16 protein-coding genes are annotated in these 19878 nt (G+C 70.7%); 9 read left to right on the plus strand and 7 right to left on the minus strand.

Going from position 1 to position 19878, the window contains the following annotated elements; all coding sequences use genetic code 11:
• The first annotated feature begins 6 nt into the window (after nt 1-6).
• Entirely contained in the window at nt 7-717 is a 711-nt protein-coding gene (locus AC0VYD_RS18670) for a DUF2625 family protein (protein ID WP_475476770.1), read from the plus strand.
• A gap of 140 nt (nt 718-857) precedes the next feature.
• On the opposite strand, the gene leuA is transcribed toward AC0VYD_RS18670, so the two are convergent.
• Nucleotides 858-2558 carry a 2-isopropylmalate synthase gene (leuA, locus tag AC0VYD_RS18675; protein WP_475476771.1) on the minus strand — a complete coding sequence of 567 codons (1701 nt, stop codon included), beginning with the start codon at nt 2556-2558 and terminating at the stop codon, nt 858-860.
• A gap of 786 nt (nt 2559-3344) precedes the next feature.
• Between leuA and AC0VYD_RS18680 the strand changes: the two genes are divergently transcribed.
• The gene (locus tag AC0VYD_RS18680) at nt 3345-4619 is read left to right on the plus strand and encodes a M14 family metallopeptidase (RefSeq protein WP_475476772.1); all 1275 of its coding nucleotides are present in this window, start codon (nt 3345-3347) and stop codon (nt 4617-4619) included.
• Between the two features lie 206 nt (nt 4620-4825).
• Here AC0VYD_RS18680 and gcl read toward each other — a convergent pair whose 3' ends face one another.
• The 3 genes from gcl to AC0VYD_RS18695 all read right to left on the minus strand — a co-directional run bounded on the left by gcl (nt 4826) and on the right by AC0VYD_RS18695 (nt 8545).
• Nucleotides 4826-6541, minus strand: a complete 1716-nt coding sequence (gene gcl / locus AC0VYD_RS18685; RefSeq protein ID WP_475476773.1) for a glyoxylate carboligase — start codon at nt 6539-6541, stop codon at nt 4826-4828.
• A gap of 255 nt (nt 6542-6796) precedes the next feature.
• Entirely contained in the window at nt 6797-7687 is an 891-nt protein-coding gene (locus AC0VYD_RS18690; RefSeq protein WP_475476774.1) for a 2-hydroxy-3-oxopropionate reductase, read from the minus strand.
• 60 nt (nt 7688-7747) lie between these two features.
• Complete coding sequence (locus AC0VYD_RS18695) at nt 7748-8545, minus strand: hydroxypyruvate isomerase family protein (RefSeq protein ID WP_475476775.1); 798 nt, start codon at nt 8543-8545, stop codon at nt 7748-7750.
• 409 nt (nt 8546-8954) lie between these two features.
• Between AC0VYD_RS18695 and AC0VYD_RS18700 the strand changes: the two genes are divergently transcribed.
• From AC0VYD_RS18700 to alc, 6 genes are all read left to right on the plus strand, one after another.
• On the plus strand, nt 8955-9509 hold the full coding sequence (locus AC0VYD_RS18700; protein WP_475476776.1) for a 2-oxo-4-hydroxy-4-carboxy-5-ureidoimidazoline decarboxylase: 555 nt from the start codon (nt 8955-8957) through the stop codon (nt 9507-9509).
• Nucleotides 9506-9850, plus strand: coding sequence for a hydroxyisourate hydrolase (gene uraH / locus AC0VYD_RS18705; RefSeq protein ID WP_475476777.1), 345 nt, complete (start codon nt 9506-9508; stop codon nt 9848-9850). The genes AC0VYD_RS18700 and uraH overlap by 4 nt, the downstream gene beginning before the upstream one ends.
• A 202-nt stretch (nt 9851-10052) precedes the next feature.
• Nucleotides 10053-10949 (plus strand): factor-independent urate hydroxylase, encoded by an 897-nt coding sequence (pucL, locus tag AC0VYD_RS18710; protein WP_475476778.1) that lies wholly within the window; start codon nt 10053-10055, stop codon nt 10947-10949.
• Nucleotides 10950-11268: 319 nt separating this feature from the next.
• Nucleotides 11269-12777 carry a nucleobase:cation symporter-2 family protein gene (locus tag AC0VYD_RS18715; RefSeq protein WP_475476779.1) on the plus strand — a complete coding sequence of 503 codons (1509 nt, stop codon included), beginning with the start codon at nt 11269-11271 and terminating at the stop codon, nt 12775-12777.
• 75 nt (nt 12778-12852) lie between these two features.
• Nucleotides 12853-13797 (plus strand): LysR family transcriptional regulator, encoded by a 945-nt coding sequence (locus tag AC0VYD_RS18720; protein WP_475476780.1) that lies wholly within the window; start codon nt 12853-12855, stop codon nt 13795-13797.
• A gap of 81 nt (nt 13798-13878) precedes the next feature.
• A complete protein-coding gene (gene alc, locus AC0VYD_RS18725; RefSeq protein WP_475476781.1) occupies nt 13879-15006 on the plus strand; it encodes an allantoicase in 1128 nt (375 codons plus the stop codon).
• Nucleotides 15007-15187: 181 nt separating this feature from the next.
• Here alc and allB read toward each other — a convergent pair whose 3' ends face one another.
• Complete coding sequence (gene allB / locus AC0VYD_RS18730; RefSeq protein ID WP_475476782.1) at nt 15188-16537, minus strand: allantoinase AllB; 1350 nt, start codon at nt 16535-16537, stop codon at nt 15188-15190.
• A 1-nt stretch (nt 16538) separates the two neighbouring features.
• Nucleotides 16539-17819 carry a DUF6986 family protein gene (locus AC0VYD_RS18735; RefSeq protein ID WP_475476783.1) on the minus strand — a complete coding sequence of 427 codons (1281 nt, stop codon included), beginning with the start codon at nt 17817-17819 and terminating at the stop codon, nt 16539-16541.
• A gap of 291 nt (nt 17820-18110) precedes the next feature.
• Between AC0VYD_RS18735 and AC0VYD_RS18740 the strand changes: the two genes are divergently transcribed.
• Nucleotides 18111-18845 carry an IclR family transcriptional regulator domain-containing protein gene (locus tag AC0VYD_RS18740; protein ID WP_473040884.1) on the plus strand — a complete coding sequence of 245 codons (735 nt, stop codon included), beginning with the start codon at nt 18111-18113 and terminating at the stop codon, nt 18843-18845.
• Nucleotides 18846-18905: 60 nt separating this feature from the next.
• Here AC0VYD_RS18740 and era read toward each other — a convergent pair whose 3' ends face one another.
• Entirely contained in the window at nt 18906-19874 is a 969-nt protein-coding gene (era, locus tag AC0VYD_RS18745; RefSeq protein WP_475476784.1) for a GTPase Era, read from the minus strand.
• Nucleotides 19875-19878: the final 4 nt, after the last annotated feature.

Genomic DNA, 19878 nt, shown 5'->3' on the forward strand with positions numbered 1-19878 from the left:
GTGCACATGCGTGAGCTGAGTGAGTTGGTGGACGTCGAGCACCCCGCCTGGCCGGAGCTGGCCCTGAGGTGTGAGAGCAGCCCCCTGAACGTACTGGTACTGCCACCGGCCCCCGAGCACCGGGGCCGATGCCTGGTACGGCTCCAGGTGAGCGCCGGTTCCGTCCTGGGTGCGGTCGCCTTGGAGTCCGGCGGGCTCCTGCTGGACGACGGGTGGCTGCGGGTACACGGCGGCGGCTGCGCCGCTCTGCCCGGGCTGGACCAGGTCAACGACATGACCGGAGAGGTCGGGTCGGTGCGTCCGGCACGCCTGGTGGTCGCGCACGATGTGCTCGGCGGTGTCTTCGCACTCAACGGGCCGGAGACCGAGGCTCCGGACCACCCGGGAGAACCGGGTGGGATGGTCTACTTCGCACCGGACAGCCTGGAGTGGGAGCCCCTGGGTGCCGGCTACTCCGGCTGGTGGGAATGGATGTTGGCAGGGCGGTTGACCGACTTCTACGAGGGCCTTCGCTGGCCGGACTGGCGTGCGGAGGCCTCAGCCCTGCACCCGTCGACGGGCCTCACCGTGTACCCGTTCCTCTGGTCCGCCGAGGCGCAGGCGGACCTGGCCGCGACCAGCCGGCGTCCCGCTGCCGTGTCCGAGCTGGTCGGGGTGAACCGGGACTTCTGTTCCACTCTGGGGTTGGCCGACCCCGGGCACCTGGGCTCCTTCTGAACCCCGACCGCCGAACCCTGCGCCGGTCCCTGGAGCTGGGACCGGGACACGGGACGGGGCCCGCGACGTGTGTCGCGGGCCCCGTCCGCTCAGTGCCGGGGGTACCGGGCTCCCGTGCCAGGGGTGCCGGGTGGTGTGGGTCAGGCGCGGCCGATGGCGCTGCACACGGCCTTCAGGGAGGCGGTGGTGATGCTGCTGTGGATGCCCACGCCCCACACCGTCCTGCCGTCGATCTCGGCCTCCACGTAGGCGGCGGCGCGGGCGTTGCCGTCCTCGCCCATGGAGTGCTCCACGTAGTCGATGACCCGGACCTTGACGTCCACGTCGGCCAGCGCGTCGCCGAACGCGGAGATGGGGCCGTTGCCGGTGCCCCTCAGCTCGCGGATCTCACCGTTGACGCGGGCGTCGGCCTCGATCGTGTACGTGCCGTCCTCGGAGGTGCTGGAGCGGTGCGCCAGGACCGCCACCGGGCCGCGCTCGGCCAGGTAGGTCTCGGAGAAGATCTCCCAGATGCGCTCGGCCGGGAACTCGCCGCCCTCGGCGTCCATGAAACTCTGGATGACCTGGGAGAACTCGATCTGCAGCCGGCGCGGCAGGTCCAGGGAGTGGTCCCGCTGCATGACGTAGGAGACGCCGCCCTTGCCGGACTGGCTGTTGACCCGGATGACCGCCTCGTAGTTGCGGCCCACGTCCTTGGGGTCGATGGGCAGGTAGGGCACGTCCCAGGGGTAGTCCTCGACCTGCTTGCCGGCCTCGGCGGCGCGGGCGTCCAGGTCGGTGAAGCCCTTCTTGATGGCGTCCTGGTGGGAGCCGGAGAAGGCCGTGTAGACCAGGTCGCCGCCGTAGGGGTGGCGGGGCGCGACGGGCAGCTGGGTGCAGTGCTCGACCGTGCGGCGGATCTCGTCGATCCGTGAGAAGTCGATCTCGGGGTCGACGCCCTGGCTGAACAGGTTCATGCCCAGGGTGACCAGGCAGACGTTGCCGGTGCGCTCACCGTGCCCGAACAGGCAGCCCTCGACCCGGTCGGCCCCGGCCATGACGGCCAGTTCCGCCGAGGCCACGCCGGTGCCGCGGTCGTTGTGCGGGTGCACGGACAGGACCACGTGCTCGCGCCGGGTCAGGTTGCGGCTCATCCACTCGATCTGGTCGGCGTAGACGTTGGGGGTGGCGCGCTCGACGGTGGCGGGCAGGTTCAGGATGATCTCGCGACCCGGGCCGGGCTGCCAGACGTCCATGACCGCTTCGCAGACCTGCAGGGCGAAGTCCAGCTCGGTGTCGACGAAGATCTCCGGCGAGTACTCGTAGCCGAAGTACTCGGTCCCGGCCAGGTACTGCTCGGCGAAGCGCATCACGTGCCGGGTGCCCTCGACGGCGATGTTCTTGCATGCCTCGCGATCCACCCGGAACACCACGCGGCGGAAGGTGGGCGCGGTGGCGTTGTACAGGTGCACGGTGGCGCGCCTGGCGCCGACCAGGCTCTGCACGGTGCGTTCGATCAGGTCCTCACGGGCCTGGGTCAGCACGGAGATCTGTACGTCGCCGGGGATCAGGTCGTCCTCGATCAGCGACCGGACGAAGTCGAAGTCGGTCTGACTGGCCGAGGGGAAACCGACCTCGATCTCCTTGTAGCCCATCCGGACCAGCAGCTGGAAGATCTCGTGCTTGCGTGCGGAGTCCATCGGCTCGATCAGCGCCTGGTTGCCGTCGCGCAGGTCGGTGGACAGCCAGCGGGGGGCCTCGGTGATGGACTTCGAAGGCCAGGTGCGGTCGGGCAGGTCCACCGGAGCGAAGGGCTCGTAACGATGGAAGGGCATGGGGCTGGTCTTCTGCTGCGGCACCATAGCGGTGTGGCTCCTCGGGAAATTGTGGCGCGTGATGTCGTGGTCGACACGGCAAGCCGAAGTCCCGCGGCGAGGGGCCGACCGTCTAACGATCCCCGCCGCGGCCACTAAGGAGGAGCAGCTCGCGCAGCATAACGATCGTCACGCTAGCAGACGCCGGGGAAAATCCGGTACCCGATGTCCACAGTGTGGGACGACCCCGGCTTGGCCTGCGACGACTGAGGAGCTTTCGGCCGATTTCAGATGATCGTTCAAAACGGGTACCTCGACTTCAAGATATAGCCGTTGGCGGTTACCCTGGAGGGGAACCCTTCAGTGCTAGGGGGGTCATACGGATTCCGTCGGCGGGACCCAGGGTGCGGCCAACACCCGAGGCCAGCATCGCCGCGCAGAGCAAGCCACGTAAGCCGCGCCGACGCCGGGCCGGTACCGCCGACGGAAATCCTTCCTTCATCCACGCCCGCCCGGGACCCGGGGCGGGCGTCTCCGCGCCGGGGCGGCCACGGACCCCGGGCACGTCCCACGACGACACCCCTCCCCGACCGCCCCGCTTCGATCGCCTTAGGCGAGCGGCCAGCACAGGGGGACCCGGTACCGAATGGCCACATGCGGCCACGCTGGGTGTGCGAACGGTGACGGAAAAAGCGGGCTTCACGTGGCAAGGCCGCCAAACTAGTCAGAATGCTTCCATGGCTACGCAAAGTTAGCCATATTGACAGGTTGCGGCGTCCCGATCTCCAATATCGCCACGTGTTCGAAGCCTCACCCCCCGCTCATGGAGGCATCGTGGACCACCCGTCCCCCGCTCCCCTGCTCAGAAGAACCCTCGTCCCCGTGGCCGCAGGCGTGCTCCTGCTGAGCACCCTGGCCACCGGCAGCGCCACCGCGGAACCCTCGTACGACCTGTACGAGATCACCGGCGTGCACACCGCCCAGGAGCGCTCCGAGATCGCCGCGACCGGCGTGGCCATCGACCACGTCGGTGAGGACTCGGTGCTGGTCACCGGTTCGGTCGAGGACGTGGCCGAGCTCGACGACCTTGGTTACGCCCCCGACCCCTTCGACGTCCCCGGGACCCTCGCCAGCCCCGACCCCGGGTACACCACCTACCCCGAACTGCTGGACATCGTCGACGATGTCGTCGCGGACCACCCCGGCCTGGCCTCCCAGCAGGTCTACGGCCAGTCGTACGAGGGCCGCGACCTGGTGGCGGTCAAGATCAGCGACAACGTGTCCGTGGACGAGGACCAGCCCGAGGTGCTGTTCGTCCACTCCCAGCACGCACGCGAACACCTGACCGTCGAGATGGCGGTCTACCTGCTGGACCTGCTCACCGACGGATACGGCGACGACCCCCGCATCACCGAACTGGTCGACAGCCGCGAGATCTGGATCCTGCCGAACGCCAACCCGGACGGCAGCGAGTACGACATGGCGGGCACCAACTGGCGGAACTGGCGCAAGAACCGCCAGCCCAACCAGGGGTCGTCGGCCATCGGCACCGACATGAACCGCAACTGGGACCACAAGTGGGGCTGCTGCGGCGGCTCCTCCGGCAACCCGAGCAGCCTCACCTACCGGGGCTCGGCCCCCGAGTCCTCCCCCGAGGTCGCGGCGATCGCCGACTTCGTCCGCGGCCGCGCGGTCGGGGGCGAGCAGCAGATCACCAGCGCCATCGACTTCCACACCTACAGCGAGCTGATCCTGTGGCCCTTCGGCTACACCTACGACGAGGCCACCGAGGGGATGACCCAGGAGGAGTACGACACCCACGAGGCGCTGGGCACGTACATGGCCCAGGCCAACGGCTACACGCCCCAGCAGTCCAGTGACCTGTACGTCACCGACGGCTCGATCAACGACTGGCTGTGGGCCGACCAGGGCATCGTGAACTTCACCTACGAGATGTACCCCCGGTCGTGGTGGGGCGGCGGCTTCTACCCGCCCTCCTCGGTGATCGGGCGCGAGACCTCCCGCAACGAGGAGGCCGTGCTGCGGCTGCTGGACTACGCGGACTGCCCCTACCGGATCATCGGCGAGGAGGAGGCCTACTGCGGCTGACCCGCACGGAGTCCGACAGCCGGGACGAACGGACCGGGGGGCGGCGGTGCGCCAGCGAAGAACACCGCCGCCCCTCGGTGCTGTGCGGCCCCCTCCCGCCGGTCTGGGAGGGGGCCTCGCCAGGGGGCCGGGGTGCAGGTCCGGCCCCCTGGCGGTCTGTGGGGTCCGGGCGCCGACGCGCCCGGACCGGGGTCGCCCGCCGGGGACTACGCGCCGGGCAGCGGCTCGAACTCCTTGACGGCGTCGATGGCCGGACCGTGCGGGGTGTTGGCCTCGCGCTCGATCATGATCTCGACCAGGACGGGGCGCGAGGTGGCCTGCGCCTGCTTGCGGGCCCACTCCAGGGACTCCCGGATCTCCCCGGGCTCCCAGACCCGGCGGCCGGAGCAGCCGTAGGCCTCCATGAGCTTGACGCTGTCGGTGCCGTACTCGTCGTAGTGGATGTCCACCTGGTAGTTCATGTCGAAGGGGATCGACGCCTGGCGGATCAGGCCCAGGTACTCGTTGTTGAGCATGATGATCACGTACGGCACGTTGTACTGCGCCGCGACCGCCAGCTCCTCGACCATGTACTGGAAGCCGTAGTCGCCGACGATGCCGACCACCTCGGCGTCCGGCTCGGTGTGCTTGAGGGCCTTCTTGACACCGATGGCGGCGGGGATCTCCCAGCCGAGCGGGCCCGCCTGGCCGCAGATCTGGTAGTGCCGCGGCTTGTACGCCTTCTGGTGCTGGCCGCCCCAGATCTGGTAGAGGCCGATGGCGGTGACGAAGTAGGTGCTGGAGTCGAAGACCTCGTTGATCTCCTTGTAGACGCGCGGCGCCTTGACCGGGACCGTGTCGAAGTCCTCGCGCCTGGTCAGGGTGGACTTGAGCTCGTTGACCCGGTCGATCCACGCACCCACCTGCGCGGTGGCCCTCCGGCGCCTGGCGGCGGCCAGCAACTCCTGGAGGAAGAGCTTGGCGTCGGAGACCACACCCAGGTCGGGCTCGAAGACCCGGCCGATCTGGGTGGCCTCGATGTCCACGTGGACGAACTTGCGCTCGCCCCGGTAGACGTCGATCTGGCCGGTGTGGCGGTCGGCGAAGCGCGCGCCCACGGCCAGGACCAGGTCCGACTCCAGGAAGGAGGCGTTGCCGTAGCGCTGGGAGGTCTGCACGCCGGTCATGCCCGAGTACAGGGGCGAGTCCTCGTCGAAGGAGCCCTTGCCCATGAGGGTGACCTGGACCGGCACCTGCAGGTACTCGGCCAGCTCGCGCAGGTCGTCGGAGGCCTCGGCCAGGATCACGCCGCCGCCGGCCAGGATGAGCGGGCGCTCCGCCTCCAGCAGCAGGTCCAGGGCCTTCTCCACCCGGGGCAGGTGCGGCTCGACCGTGTTGATCTTGAGTGCGGCGTCCAGTTCGGGGTCGTACTCGATCAGGTGCTGGGCGATGTCCACCGGGATGTCGACCAGGACCGGTCCGGGACGGCCCTCCTGGGCGATGCGGAAGGCCTCGCGGAAGATCCACGGGGCGGTCGCCGCCTCCTTGATCTGGACGGCCCACTTGGTGACGGGCTTGGCGATCTCGACGATGTCGACCGCCTGGAAGCCCTCCTTGTCCAACAGGTCGGTGCGCTGCTGGCCGGTGATGCACACGATCGGGACCGAGTCCGCGATGGCGGTGTACAGGCCGGTGATCATGTTGGTCCCGGCCGGGCCGGAGGTGCCGATCGCCACGCCGACCCTGCCGGTCGTGCGCGACCAGCCGTCGGCCATGTGGGTGGCGCCCTCCTCGTGGCGGACGGTGAGGTGTTCGATTCCGCCCACCTCCTCCATCGCCTTGTAGAGGGGGAGGATGGCCGCGCCGGGGCAGCCGAAGGCGGTGTCGACGCCCTCGTCCTTGAGGACCTCCACGACGGCGTTCATCGCGGGCATTTTCGCCATGGGAGCGAACCCTTCAGTGCTGGGGTGGCCGGGGCGCTCGGGGCCGGCCCCGTCTGGACGGGCCGTCCCCGGCGCCCCGGTGCTGGGTGCTAGGGGTGGGGCGGCGTTCTCGCCTGCCTCCCGGGTGGGCCAACACCCGGGGGCGAGCACGGTGCCCCGTCATACGGACTGCTGTGGCTGTGGGTGCTGCTGGTGGTACTGCTGCTGGTGTGCCGGGCCACCGGTCCGGTGGGGCAGGGCCCGGCCGGGCGGGTGCTACTCGCCGTCGCGGCCGGAGAGCTGCTCGACGACCTTGAGCAGGGCGGAGTGGTCCAGGCCGCCGTGGCCCTGGTTCCTGAGCGCGGCCACGTACTGCGCCACCTGCGAGCCCAGCGGGATGGCCACCCCGGCCGCGCTCGCGGAGTCGGTGATGATGCGCATGTCCTTGTCGTGCAGGGCGATCCGGAAGCCGGGTGCGAAGTCGCGCTCGCGCATGGCCCTGCCCTTGCGCTGGAGCACGGTGCTGCCCGCGAGCCCGCCGCCCAGGACCTCCAGGCCGGACTCGGTGTCGACGCCGTGCGCCTCCAGGAAGACGAGGGCCTCGGCGAGGAGCTGGATGTTGCCGGCCACGATGAGCTGGTTGGCGGCCTTGACCGTCTGGCCGGAACCGTTGGGGCCGACCAGGACCGGGGTGGAGCCCAGGACGTCGAAGACGGGGCGCGCGGCCTCGAAGTCGTCCTGGGAGCCGCCCACCATGATGGAGAGCTTGGCCTCGATCGCGCCGGCCTCGCCGCCGCTGACCGGGGCGTCCAGGACGCGGAAACCGCGCTCGGTGCCGTCCGAGGCGAGCTCCCGGGAGACGTCGGGGCGGATGGTGCTCATGTCGATGACCAGGGTGCCGGGCTTGGCGTTGTCGTAGACGCCCCCCTCGCCGCGCAGGACCTGGTTGACGTCCGGGGAGTCCGGAACCATCGTGATGACCGCGTCGACGTCGGCGACCGCCTCGGCGATGCTCCCGCCGCGCAGGCCGCCCTCGGTCACCAGGGCGTCGACGCGCTCGGGGCTCTTGTTGACGCCGGTGACGCTGTAGCCGGCGCGAACGAGGTTGACGGCCATGGGCAGGCCCATGATGCCCAGACCGATGAAGGCGATCTTACGGATGGCCATGACGGCCCCTTTCAGACTGTGTGACTGGTGTGGATGGCGCGGCCGGGGCGACCCCTGGGGTCAGCCCAGCCAGCCGAAGCTCTGGGTGGTGGGGACGGTCGGCTTGTACTCCAGGCCGACCAGGCCCCGGTATCCGCCGGCCTGGGCGGCGGAGAGGAGTTCGTCGATGGGCAGGTCGCCGGTGCCGGGCTCACCCCTGCCGGGGGCGTCGGCGATCTGGATGTGTCCGAACTCGGCCGCGTGGTCGCGGACCACGGCGGCGACGTCGTCGCCGTTGACCGCGAGGTGGAAGAAGTCGGCGAGGAGCGCGACGTTCTCGGCCCCGGCCTCCTTGACCCTGGCGACGAAGGCGAGGCCCTCGGCCGCGGTCTTGAGCGGGTAGTCCTCGGATCCGCTGATGGGTTCGACGAGCACGGTGCCACCGACCTTGGCGACCGCCTCGGCGGCGGCGACGGTGTTCTCCAGCGCGAGGCGGTCCTGTTCGGCCGGGTCGACCCCGTCCTGGCGCAGGCCGTAGAGGGCGTTGAAGCCGGTGGTGCCGGTGCGCTCGGCGATCCGGGCGACCACCTCGGTGTTGGCGAGGAACTCGGCGGTGCGGGAGGGGTGGGACAGCACGCCGCGGTCGGGGCCGGGGAGCCGACCGGCGAAGAAGTTGAGGCCGCTGAGGCGCACACCGGCGGCGTCGAGGGCGTCGACGAAGGCGTCGACCTCCTCCTGTGCCGGGGTCGCGCTCTCGAAGGGCCACCAGAACTCGACGGCGTGGAAGCCCGCGTCGCGTGCGGCCTGGGGGCGCTCGTTGACGGGGAGCTCGGTGAACAGCAGGGAGCAGTTCACCGTGTACCCGAGTGTGTGGCTCATGCGTTGCCTCCGGCATCCACTTCCGTATTGCGGAAAGTAGTTTTCACTTTAAGGAATGCCTTGAGTGTGTGCCGGACCACCACCGCTTGTCAACCACCCCGACGACCGAACCCGACGGCGGGCAGCGCCGCGCCCGCACCCCGCCCCGCGCGAACACGACCCCCGGGCACCCCGCGAGCCCCACCGGTACGCAGGAACTTCACGGTTTCTTTGTCGGTAGACACAGATTCGACTGTTTTTCTCCGATCCCCCCTTGCCAGTGTTGACAAGGTCACACTGTCATCAACTAGAGTCCCTCCAATCCGTAATACGGAATCAGCTATCTGCACTATGAAAGCCCTGGCCGGTTCGAGGACCCCCGCCCCACGGGACGGGAGGTCGGCGCGCCGGCCGAGCAACGGGAGAACACATGCCCGAGAGCACCCCGGACACGTCGGGCAGCACACCCGACCCGGGTCTGGCGCGACTGAACGCCCTGTCCCGGGAGGAGCTGCGCACCGAACTCGCACAGTGCCTGAACGTGGACCGCTGGGTGGAGGCCGTCGCGTCCGAGGCGCCCTACGCCGACCGCGGGACCCTCCTCGCCCGGGCCGACGGCCACGCGCGCGGGATCACCGCCGAGGAGGTCGCCACCGCCCTGGACCGCCACCCCCGGATCGGGGAGAGGGCCGAGGGGCAGGACACCGAGTCGGCCTGGTCGCGCGGCGAGCAGTCCGCCTTCGCCGCCGACACCGACGACGCCTCGGCACGGGTCCAGCGGATCTTCACCTTCGCGCAGGGTGAGTACGAGGGAAGGTTCGGGCAGATCTACCTCGTGTGCGCCAGCGGCCGCAGCAGCCGCGAACTCCTCGCCGACCTGGTCGAGCGCCTGGACAACGACCGCGAGACCGAGCTGTCCGTGGTCGGTGAGGAGCTCCGCAAGATCTCCGGGCTCCGCCTGGTCAAACTCCTGGAGGCAGCATGAGCCACGTGACCACCCACATCCTCAACGCCGCCCTGGGCAGCCCCGCCCGCGACGTGCCCGTCCGGTTGGAGGCCGCCGCCGACCGCGACCGCACCTCCTGGAAGACCGTCGCCGAGGGGCGCACCAACGACGACGGCCGCGTGCCCGACCTGGGACCCGACCAGCTCACCGCCGGGTACTACCGCGTCGTCTTCGACACCGGGTCCTACTTCGCCGCGACCGGCCAGAAGGGGTTCTACCCCGAGGTCAGCATCGTGTTCGACCTCGCCGAGGAGGACCAGCACTACCACGTGCCCCTGCTCCTGAGCCCGTTCGCCTACTCGACCTACCGGGGTTCCTAGCCCGGTCCACCCCGTCCCGAGCCCGAAAGCGAGGCGAACCGCCCGGCCCCACCACGACCGTGACACCCAGACCTCTTCGAGTGCGTGACAGGTCCTTCCGCATGACCACAGCGGTCCTCCCTCATACGCACAGCGCACCGGCGCGCACACCGCGCACGGCGCGAGCGATGAAACCGAATCCACACGGATGGAGTTCACCCTGATGGGCATCAGACTCGGAGACAACCAGTACGGCAAGGCCGAGGTCCGCCTCGTCCACGTCCAGCGCGACACCGACGTCCACCAGATCAAGGACGTCAACGTCACCTCCCAGCTCCGCGGCGACCTGGAGGAAGTCCACACCGTCGGCGACAACGCCAAGTGCCTGCCGACCGACACCCAGAAGAACACCGTCTACGCCAAGGCCCGCGAGTGGGGCGGCGTCGGCGCGATCGAGGACTTCGCCCTGCGCCTGGCCCGGCACTTCGTGGACGAGCACGAGTACGTGCACGGCGCCCGCCAGGAGGTCCAGGAGTACTCCTGGGACCGGATCGCCACCGCGAAGGGCCCGCACGACCACGCGTTCTCCCGCCGCGGCGCCGAAACCCGCACCACCGTCGTCAACAAGGACGGCGACCGGGAGTGGGTGGTCTCCGGCTTCGAGGGACTCACCGTCCTCAAGTCCACCGGTTCGGAGTTCCACGGCTACCCGAAGACCCGGTACACCACCCTGAAGGAGACCGAGGACCGGATCCTGGCCACCGACGTCACCGCCCGCTGGCGCTACGTCGGTACCGACCACGACTTCGACAAGTGCTACGCCTCGGTCCGCGCCCTGTGCCTGGAGGCCTTCGCCGAGACGCACAGCCTCGCCCTGCAGCAGACGCTGTACGCGATGGGCACCGCCGTCCTCGAAGCCCACCCGGAGATCGCCGAGATCCGCTTCTCCATGCCGAACAACCACCACTTCCTGGTGGACCTGTCCCCGTTCGGCCTGGACAACCCCAACGAGGTGTTCTTCGCCGCGGACCGCCCCTACGGCAAGATCGAGGCCACGGTCGAGCGCGATGACGCCCCCGAGGCCGGCGACGCCTGGAAGACCGTTCCGGGATTCATCTGATCCCCTAACGCCGGGCAACCCCTTCGGGTTCCGCCCGGCGCCCTTCGGAACCCTCTGAACCCCGGGGCCCGCGCGTGCGGCCGGGCCCCGGATCCCCACCTCACGGATCCGATCCCCCCTCAGAGCCCGACCGGCCCCGAGGTCCCCCACCCGAGGTATGCCTCGCCTGCCCGCCGAAAGGCGGGCCACACCGGCCCTGCGCGTGCCCGGGAGCTGTGCCTCCCGAGCGTCCGGAGCCGGAGCGACACCACCGGGCAACCGCCCGGAGAACCCGGTCGCCCCCTCGGTGACCACCGATCGCAAAGGCTGGAAACTGGCCATGTCGAACAGTCCGTCCGCGAAGGACTCGGCCACAACAACTGCCACGAACCCCGCCCGCCCCGAGGACGAGAAGCTGCCCACGCGGCTCCTGCTCGTCTACGGGCTCCAGCACATCCTCACCATGTACGCCGGTGCGGTGGCACCGGCCCTCGTCATCGGCGCCGCCGCTGGGCTCGCGAACGACCCCTCCGCCATGGGAATCCTCGTCAGCGGCGCACTCCTGGTGGCGGGTATCGCCACCCTGCTGCAGACCGTCGGCCACCGGCGGGTCGGCGCGCAGATGCCCATCGTGGTGGCCTGCTCCTTCGTCCCCGTCAGCGCCATCACCGCCCTGGCCGCAGGCCAGGACGGCGAGAACCTGCCCGTCGCCTTCGGCGCGTCCATGGCCGCAGGTGTGTTCGCCCTGGTCCTGACCCCGTTCTTCGGGCAGCTGATCCGCTTCTTCCCGCCGATCGTCACCGGCACGATCATCACGGTGATCGGTGTCAGCCTGATGCCGGTGGCGGCCCGTTGGATCATGGACGGCAACGTCCGCGTCCTGGAGGACGGTTCCGAGGTCCCGGCCGCGCCGTTGGCCAACCTCGCCCTGGCCGGCCTGACCCTGGCGGTCATCCTCGTCGGTTCCCGGCTCTTCCCCGGCATCTGGGGACGGCTGTCCATCCTGCTCGGCCTGGTCGTGGGCACGCTCGTCGCGCTCCCGCTCGGCATGGCCGACTTCAGCCGGGTGGGCGAGGCGGACTTCGTGTTCAACCCCGCGTCGGTCTTCTACTTCGGTGCCCCCCAGTTCGAGGTCACCGCGATCATCACCATGTGCATCATCATGCTGGTGGTCCTGACCGAGGGCGCCTCGCACATCATCGCGGTCGGTGAGATCACCGGTTCCAGGGTCGACGCCAAGCGCATCTCGGCCGGCCTGCGCGCCGACGTGAGCGGCTCGATCATCGGCCCGATCTTCAGCGCCACGCCGACCAGCTCCTTCGCCCAGAACATCGGCCTGCTCGCGCTCACCGGCATCCGCAGCCGCTACGTGGTCGCCACCGGCGCCGCCATCCTGCTGGCCCTGGGGATGTTCCCGGTCCTGGGCGGGGTCATGGCCGCGATCCCCACCCCGGTCCTGGGCGGGGCCGGGCTGGTCCTGTTCGGCAGTGTGGCCGCCAGCGGGGCCAAGACCCTGGCCAAGGTGGACTTCACCAACAACCTCAACCTGATCCTCGTCGCCGCCTCCGTGGGGGTGGCGATCATCCCGCTGGCCTACCCGACCTTCTACTCCTTCCTCCCGGAGTCGGTCGAGCTCATCGCGCACTCGGGCATCATCGGCGCGGCGATCGTCTCGATCCTGCTGAACATCTGCTTCAACGTGATCGGCCGCGGTCCCTCGCCCTCCCCCGCCGAGATCGACCAGGCGGAGATCGGCACCGCCGGTCCCGGCGAGGCCAAGTACACCGACCAGGCGGGCGCGGCCCACCGGGGCGGTGAGGAGGAGGCCGGGCACCCTGACCGGGCCTGACCGGCCGGACCGACCAGGGGCGGGCGCACCGCGACCGTGCGCCCGCCCCACTGCTGTTAAGCGGAGATGAATGGTATGCCTGTGAGGGTGAGCGACTGGGACCTGCGCAAACTGCGCGTACTCCGCACCCTCGAGGAACTCGGGACCGTCAGGGCCACGGCCGAGGCCCTGTCCATGACGCCCTCCGGAGTGTCCCAACAGCTGTCGACGCTCTCCCAGCAGGTGGGGGTGGAGTTGCTGGAGGCGCACGGGCGCCGGGTCCGCCTCACCGACGCCGCGCACGTGCTGCTGCGGCACACCGACGTCGTGCTGGCCCAACTGGAGCGGGCCGAGGCCGAACTCGACGGGTTCGTGCGCGGCGAGGCCGGGCGGGTTCGCGTGGGCACCTTCGCCACCGCCATCCCCTCCCTGGTGGTCCCGGCACTGAACGCGCTGCGCGAGGCCCATCCCGGGCTGCGCACGCGGGTGCACCAGGCCGAGGCCGCCGAGGTGTACGAACTCCTCGCCGCGGGTGAGATCGACATCGGGCTGTCCCTGGCCGCCCAGGCCCCGACCGGCCACGACGGGCGCTACGACCGGAGCGAGCTGCTCACCGACCCCCTGGACGTGGCCGTGCCCGCCCGGCACCGGCTGGCCGGAACACCGGCGCTGCGGATGCGCGACCTCGCCGAGGAGCCGTGGATCTACGGGGCCTCGGGGCCCTGGCGGGACATCACCATCGCGGCCTGCGCCCAGGCCGGGTTCGTCCCCGAGCAGGCTCACGTGGCCTCCGACTGGCGGGCCATCCTCGACATGGTGGCGGCGGGCATGGGCGTCGCGCTGATCCCCCGCCTGGCCGCCACCGGGGACGCGCCCGGGGTCGCCCTACGCGTCCCCCACGCGGACCAGCCGCGCCGCCACGTGGTCACCGCCGTGCGCTCCGGTTCCGGCGAACGTCCGCAGATCGCCCTCGCCCTGCGTGCCCTGGCGGAGGCGGCTGCCCGCCTGAGCACAGCAAATGTTCAGCTAAAACGAACATAGTGATCAAAAACTTTCGCTGGAAGTAATCAGTTTCTCCTGCCACCCTGGAAACGTCCCACCCCAGACACCGGCAGGAGAAACGTGAGCCAGACCCCGCCCTTCGACCCCCGCGCCTACAACGCCCAGCCCTACCCCGGCGGCGACCCCTACGGGGACTTCCGCAGGACCGAGCTGGACTTCTCCGGTCTCGTCGACCTCGCCGACCGCCGCCTGGGCGCCGGCGTCGTGGCCGCCAACGACGAGTTCTTCGCCGAGCGCGAGAACCTGCTCCGGACCGAACCCGCGGTGTTCGACCCGCACCACTTCGGGCACAAGGGCAAGGTCATGGACGGCTGGGAGACCCGGCGCCGCCGGGGTGTGAGCGCCGAGCAGCCGCACCCCACCGCCGAGGACCACGACTGGGCCCTGGTCCGGCTCGCGCTGCCCGGCGTCATCCGCGGTCTGGTCGTGGACACCGCGCACTTCCGCGGCAACCACCCCACCGAGATCGGCGTCGAGGCCGCGCACGTGGCGGGCACTCCCACCACCGAGGAGCTCCTCGCCGCCGAGTGGACCGAGATCGTCCCGCGCACCCCGGTGTACGGGCACGCGGAGAACGGCTTCAAGGTCGACCTCCGGCACCGCTGGACCCACCTGCGCCTCAAGCAGTTCCCCGACGGCGGTGTCGCCCGCCTGCGCGTGTACGGCGAGCCCGTCGCCGACCCGGACTGGCTGGCCGCGCTCGGCAGCTTCGACGTCGCCGCCCTGGTCAACGGCGGCACGGTCGAGGACGCCTCGGACCGCTTCTACTCCTCCCCCGAGAACATCATCCAGCCGGGCCGCTCCCACAAGATGGACGACGGCTGGGAGAACCGACGCCGCCGTGACACCGGCAACGACTGGGTGCGCTTCCGGCTCACCGCCCAGGCCTCGGTGCGCGCCATCGAACTGGACACCGCCTACCTCAAGGGCAACTCCGCGGGCTGGGTGACCGTCCTGGGCCGGGACGCGCACTCGGACTCCCCGGAGGAATGGTTCGAGATCGTGGGCCGCACCAGGCTCCAGCCGGACAGCGCCCACCGCTTCGTCCTGGACGCCCCGGTCACCGTGACCCACGTGCGCACCGACGTCTTCCCCGACGGCGGCATCGCCCGCCTGAACGTGTACGGCTCCCTCACCGAGACCGGCACCGCCGAGCTGCGGAGCCGTTGGGCGGATGCCCACGGCTGATCCGCGCGACCGCCGGGCGGCCCCTCGTACGGCTGACCGGCGCCCCGACGGACGGGGCGCACAGACCGGGGCGGGCACGCGTCAGTGTGCCCGCCCCTCCACGTGTGTCCACCACGGACCCGCGCACGCGAAAGGGCGTCCCGCCGACGGCGGGACGCCCGGAAAAGGACCTCACCGAACCCTAGGTCCGGGTGATCATCCGCCCCTCGACGCTGTCCGGACCGACCTCGCGGCCGCGCAGGAGCGTGCGCCGCACCCGGCCCCGCAACTCGGCACCGTCGTAGGCGCTCAACGGGTTGCGGTGCGCCAGGGCGCCCGCCCGCACCCGGACGGTCTCCTCCGGGGCGAACACGGCCAGGTCGGCGTCCAGGCCCGGGGCGATCGACCCCTTGCCCCGGACCCCGGCGACCCGGGCGGGCTCGGCGGACATCCAGCGCACGACCTCGGCCAGCCCGACCCCGCGCCCGCGCGCCTCGGTCCACATGGCCGACAGTCCCACCTGCAGGCCGGACACCCCGCCCCAGGCGGTGCCGAAGTCGCCGGTGTCCAGATCCTTCAGGTCGGGGGTGCTGGGCGAGTGGTCACTGACCACACAGTCGATCAGGCCGTCGCGCAGCGCCCGCCACAACAGGTCGCGGTTGGCCGCGCCCCGGATCGGCGGGCAGCACTTGTAGCTGGTGTCCCCCGCCGGGATCTCCTCCGCCGCCAGGGTGAGGTAGTGCGGGCAGCTCTCCACCGTGAGCGGCACGCCCTCCGCCCTGGCCTGCGCGATGAGCGGCAGGGCCGAGGCGCTGGACAGGTGCAGGATGTGCGCCCGCACACCGGTGCGGCGGGCGGTGTCGATCACCAGGGAGATCGCCGCGTGCTCGGCGGCGTCGGGGCGGGAGGCGAGGAAGTCCGCGTACTCGCGCCCGGCGGCCGGGGGCGCCGCCGCCAGAACGCCGGGGTCCTCGGCGTGCACGATCAGCCTGCCGCCGAAGGCCTGGATGGCCGTGGCGGCCGTGTGCAGCTGCTCCGGGGACAGGTGCCCGAACTCGTCCACGCCCGAGGGCGAGAGGAAGGACTTGAAACCGAACACCCCCTCGTCCCACAGCTCGGCCAGGGTCCCGGTGGTGTCGGGGCCGCTGTTCTCCGGGACGGCTCCGCCCCAGAAGCCCACGTCCACCGCGAGCTTGCCGTCGGCCGCCGCACGCTTGGCCCTGAGACCGTCGAGGGTGGTGGTGGGCGGGACACTGTTCAGCGGCATGTCCACGAGGGTGGTCACCCCGCCCAGGGCGGCGGCCCGGGTCGCGCTGGCGAAACCCTCCCACTCGGTGCGGCCGGGCTCGTTGACGTGTACGTGGCTGTCCACGAGTCCGGGCAGCAGAACCTCGTCCTCGGCCAGGCGCAGCTCACGCCCGGCCGCCAGCGGGGCGTCGTCCCCGGACAGGACCTCGGTGATGCGTCCGTCGTCCACCGCCACGCTGACGGGGCGCTCCCCCTCGGGGGTGAGGGCCCGACGGGCGCGTACGACGAGTGCGTGCTCGGTCAACTCACTGCTCCTGTCCGACACGGCGGGTGGCCAGGCCGACGATGGTACCGGCGTCGACCCCGCAGGCCCCGACCACCTCGGACTCCTCCAGGGCACCGCAGCGCAGGCCGCTGGCCAGCACCGAGGCCAGGGCCTGGGCGGTGGCGGGCTCGTCCATGACGTTCCCCGGGGCGTCGCCGAGGTAGGCCCTCAGGCGCGCGGCGGCGGGGGCGAAGGCCTCCCGGTAGAAGGCGTAGGTGGCCAGGTAGCGGATGGGGAGCTGGTTCGGGTGCAGATCCCAGCCCTGGTAGAAACCGCGCTCCAGGGAACGTCGGACCAGGCCCGCGTGCAGGCCCCACGCGGAGCGCACGTCCTCGGGGGTCCCGGTCGGCAGGATGTTGCTGCCGCCGTCCGAGAGCCACACGCCGGTACCGGCCGCGGCCACCTGCATGACCGACTTGGCGTGGTCGGCGACCGGGTGGGCCAGGCTCTGGTGGGCGGCGGTGATCCCGCAGGCGGCGCTGTAGTCGTAGGTGCCGTAGTGCAGGGCGGTGACCCGGCCCCGGCCCGCCTGGATCATCCGGGAGACCGCGACCGTGCCGTCGGTGAGCAGGATCGACTGTGGGGTCTCGATCTGGAGCTCGAACCGGAGGCGTCCGGCGGGCAGGCCGAAGCGCTCCTCCAGCCGCTCGGTGACCCAGACCATCGCCTCGACCTGCTCCACCGAGGTGATCTTGGGCAGGGTGAGCACGAGGTTGTCGGGCAGCAAACCGTGCCCCTCCAGCAGGGTCTGGAGGAAGAGCGTCAGGGTGCGCACGCCGCGGTGGCGCCCGGCGGCCTCCATGCCCTTCATCCGGATGCCGAAGTAGGGGGTGGCCGTCCCCTGCTTCAGGTCCGCGACGAAGGCGTTCGCGGTCGCGAGCACGTCGGCGTCCTCGGCCTCGTCCCCGGGCGCGCCGTAACCGTCCTCGAAGTCGGCCCGCAGGTCCTCGACGGGTTCGCGGGTGAGTTTGGCCCGGACCAGCGGGAGCGCGTCCGCGACGGCGGCCTCGCCCAGCCCGGTGGCCTCGGCGAGGTCCGACGCCTCGGGCGCGTACTCGTCGAGGGCGGTGAGAGCCTGCGCGCCCCAGTCCGCGGCGAGGCCGGGTCGGATCCGGTCGGCGGGCACGTAGACGCTGTGCACCGGCTGGCGGCCGCCGGTCGCCCCGGGGTACTCGCGGTCCAGTCGGGCGTCGGCCTCCGCGAGCCGGGCGTCGAGTTCGGTGACCAGATCGGTCAAGCCCTGAAGGCTGTCCCTCGCCACGTGTGGTGTCCTCCTCCGTCATCGGTGCCGGCCTCTGAGAGGCCGGTCACTAATTTCTATATGCGGATACTAACTTCTGCGATTCGGAAGAACAAGGGTGCCAGGGGCTTCGTGACCCGGTTCCGGAGCCCGCAGTACACAACGGAGAGCGAAAGACAGCTTTCGTATTGCAGAATGATGAGCGTGACCGCAGCGGCCCTCAGTATGGGAGCACGACCCTTGTCAGCCTCACAGACCCCCCGCACGGACCAGCCCCGACCGCCCGAGGAGGCGGCCCGGCGCACCGGTGGCGTGCAGTCCCTCGACCGAGCCTTCTCCCTGTTGGAGATCATGGCCGAGGCGGGCGGCGAGACCTCCCTGAGTCAACTCGCCGACTCCTCCGGGCTGCCCCTGCCCACCATCCACCGCATCATCCGCACCCTGGTCGGCAACGGCTACGTGCGCCAACTCCCCTCCAGGCGCTACGCCCTGGGGCCGCGCCTGATCGGCCTCGGCGACAAGGCCGCGCAGATGCTCGGCACCTGGGCCCGCCCCCACCTGGCACAGCTCGTGGAGGACCTCGGCGAGACCGCCAACCTCGCGATGCTCGACGGAGACAAGGTCATCTACGTCGCCCAGGTCCCCTCGCCGCACGCCATGCGCATGTTCACCGAGGTCGGCCGCCGCGTACTGCCGCACTCGGCGGGCGTCGGCAAGGCCCTGCTGTCCCAGCTCAGCGACGAGGAGGCGCTCGCGACCGTGCGCCGCACCGGTATGCCCGCGGCGACGGAGCGCACCATCACCGACCCCGACGCCTTCCTCGCCGAACTCCGGCGCATCCGGGAGGCCGGCTACGCCATCGACGACGGCGAACAGGAGATCGGCGTGCGCTGCGTGGCCGTCCCGGTCAAGGACGCCCCCTCGGGCATGGCCGTGTCGGTGTCGGGTCCGGAGGCCCGGGTGAGCTGGGACTTCGTCGACCAGGCCGCCCCCATCGTGCGCAGGTGCGCCCACGTCCTGGCCACCGACCTCAACAACCAGAACTGACACACACGAGGAGGGGCTGTGGCCGCATGCGGCCACAGCCCCTCCGACCCCTCCGGCGCACTACGTCTGCTGGTCGAAACCGAGCTTGCGGAGCTGCTTGGGGTCGCGCTGCCAGTCCTTGGCCACCCGCACCCGCAGGTCCAGGAAGACCCGCCGGCCCAGCAGGCCCTCGATCTGCCTGCGGGCCCGGGACCCCACGTCGCGCAGACGCGCCCCCTTGGAGCCGATCACGATCGCCTTCTGGCTGGGGCGCTCCACGTACAACGACGCGTAGATGTCCACCAGCTCCTTGCCCGGCCTGGTGTTCTCCCGCTCGTTCATCTCGTCCACGACCACCGCGATGGAGTGCGGGAGCTCGTCCCGAACACCCTCCAGCGCGGCCTCCCGGACCAGCTCGGCAACGAGCATCTCGTCCGGTTCGTCGGTGAGGTCGCCGTCCGGGTACAGCGGCGGCCCCTCCGGCAGGTGCGAGCAGAGCACCTCGGTGACGGTGTCCAGCTGGTAGTCGCCGCGCGCGGACACCGGGACGATGTCCGCCCAGTCGCCCAGCGCGTCCACGGCCATCAGGTGCTCCCCCACGGCCGCCCTGTCCACCAGGTCGGTCTTGGTCACCAACGCGACCACGGGCGTGTTGGTCTGCTCCGCGAGCTCCTTGGCGATGTAGGTGTCACCGCGCCCGATCGGCTCGTTGGCGGGCAGACAGAACGCGATCACGTCCACCTCGACCAACGTGGAGCGCACCAGCGAGTCCAGCCGCTCCCCCAGGAGCGTGCGGGGTTTGTGCAGACCGGGCGTGTCCACGATGATCAGCTGCGCGTCCGGACGGTGCACGATCCCGCGCACCGTCCGACGCGTGGTCTGGGGCCGGTTGCTGGTGATCGCCACCTTCTGCCCGACCAGAGCGTTCATCAGGGTGGACTTGCCCACGTTCGGGCGGCCCACGAAGCAGGCGAAGCCGCTCCGGAAACCCTCCGGGTAGGAGGGCAGCTCAAGCGGCACGCGGAGCTTCTCGAGGTCGAGGTCGTTCATTTGT

The organism is Nocardiopsis sp. iso_40 (assembly GCF_056173285.1).

Coding starts and splice junctions, on each gene's coding strand:
- AC0VYD_RS18720 (WP_475476780.1), top strand. CDS start 12,853: ATGCCTGTGAGGGTGAGCGACTGGGACCTGCGCAAACTGCGCGTACTC.
- AC0VYD_RS18695 (WP_475476775.1), bottom strand. CDS start 8,545: ATGAGCCACACACTCGGGTACACGGTGAACTGCTCCCTGCTGTTCACC.
- gcl (WP_475476773.1), bottom strand. CDS start 6,541: ATGGCGAAAATGCCCGCGATGAACGCCGTCGTGGAGGTCCTCAAGGAC.
- AC0VYD_RS18715 (WP_475476779.1), top strand. CDS start 11,269: ATGTCGAACAGTCCGTCCGCGAAGGACTCGGCCACAACAACTGCCACG.
- era (WP_475476784.1), bottom strand. CDS start 19,874: ATGAACGACCTCGACCTCGAGAAGCTCCGCGTGCCGCTTGAGCTGCCC.
- AC0VYD_RS18700 (WP_475476776.1), top strand. CDS start 8,955: ATGCCCGAGAGCACCCCGGACACGTCGGGCAGCACACCCGACCCGGGT.
- pucL (WP_475476778.1), top strand. CDS start 10,053: ATGGGCATCAGACTCGGAGACAACCAGTACGGCAAGGCCGAGGTCCGC.
- uraH (WP_475476777.1), top strand. CDS start 9,506: ATGAGCCACGTGACCACCCACATCCTCAACGCCGCCCTGGGCAGCCCC.
- leuA (WP_475476771.1), bottom strand. CDS start 2,558: ATGGTGCCGCAGCAGAAGACCAGCCCCATGCCCTTCCATCGTTACGAG.
- AC0VYD_RS18670 (WP_475476770.1), top strand. CDS start 7: ATGCGTGAGCTGAGTGAGTTGGTGGACGTCGAGCACCCCGCCTGGCCG.
- AC0VYD_RS18690 (WP_475476774.1), bottom strand. CDS start 7,687: ATGGCCATCCGTAAGATCGCCTTCATCGGTCTGGGCATCATGGGCCTG.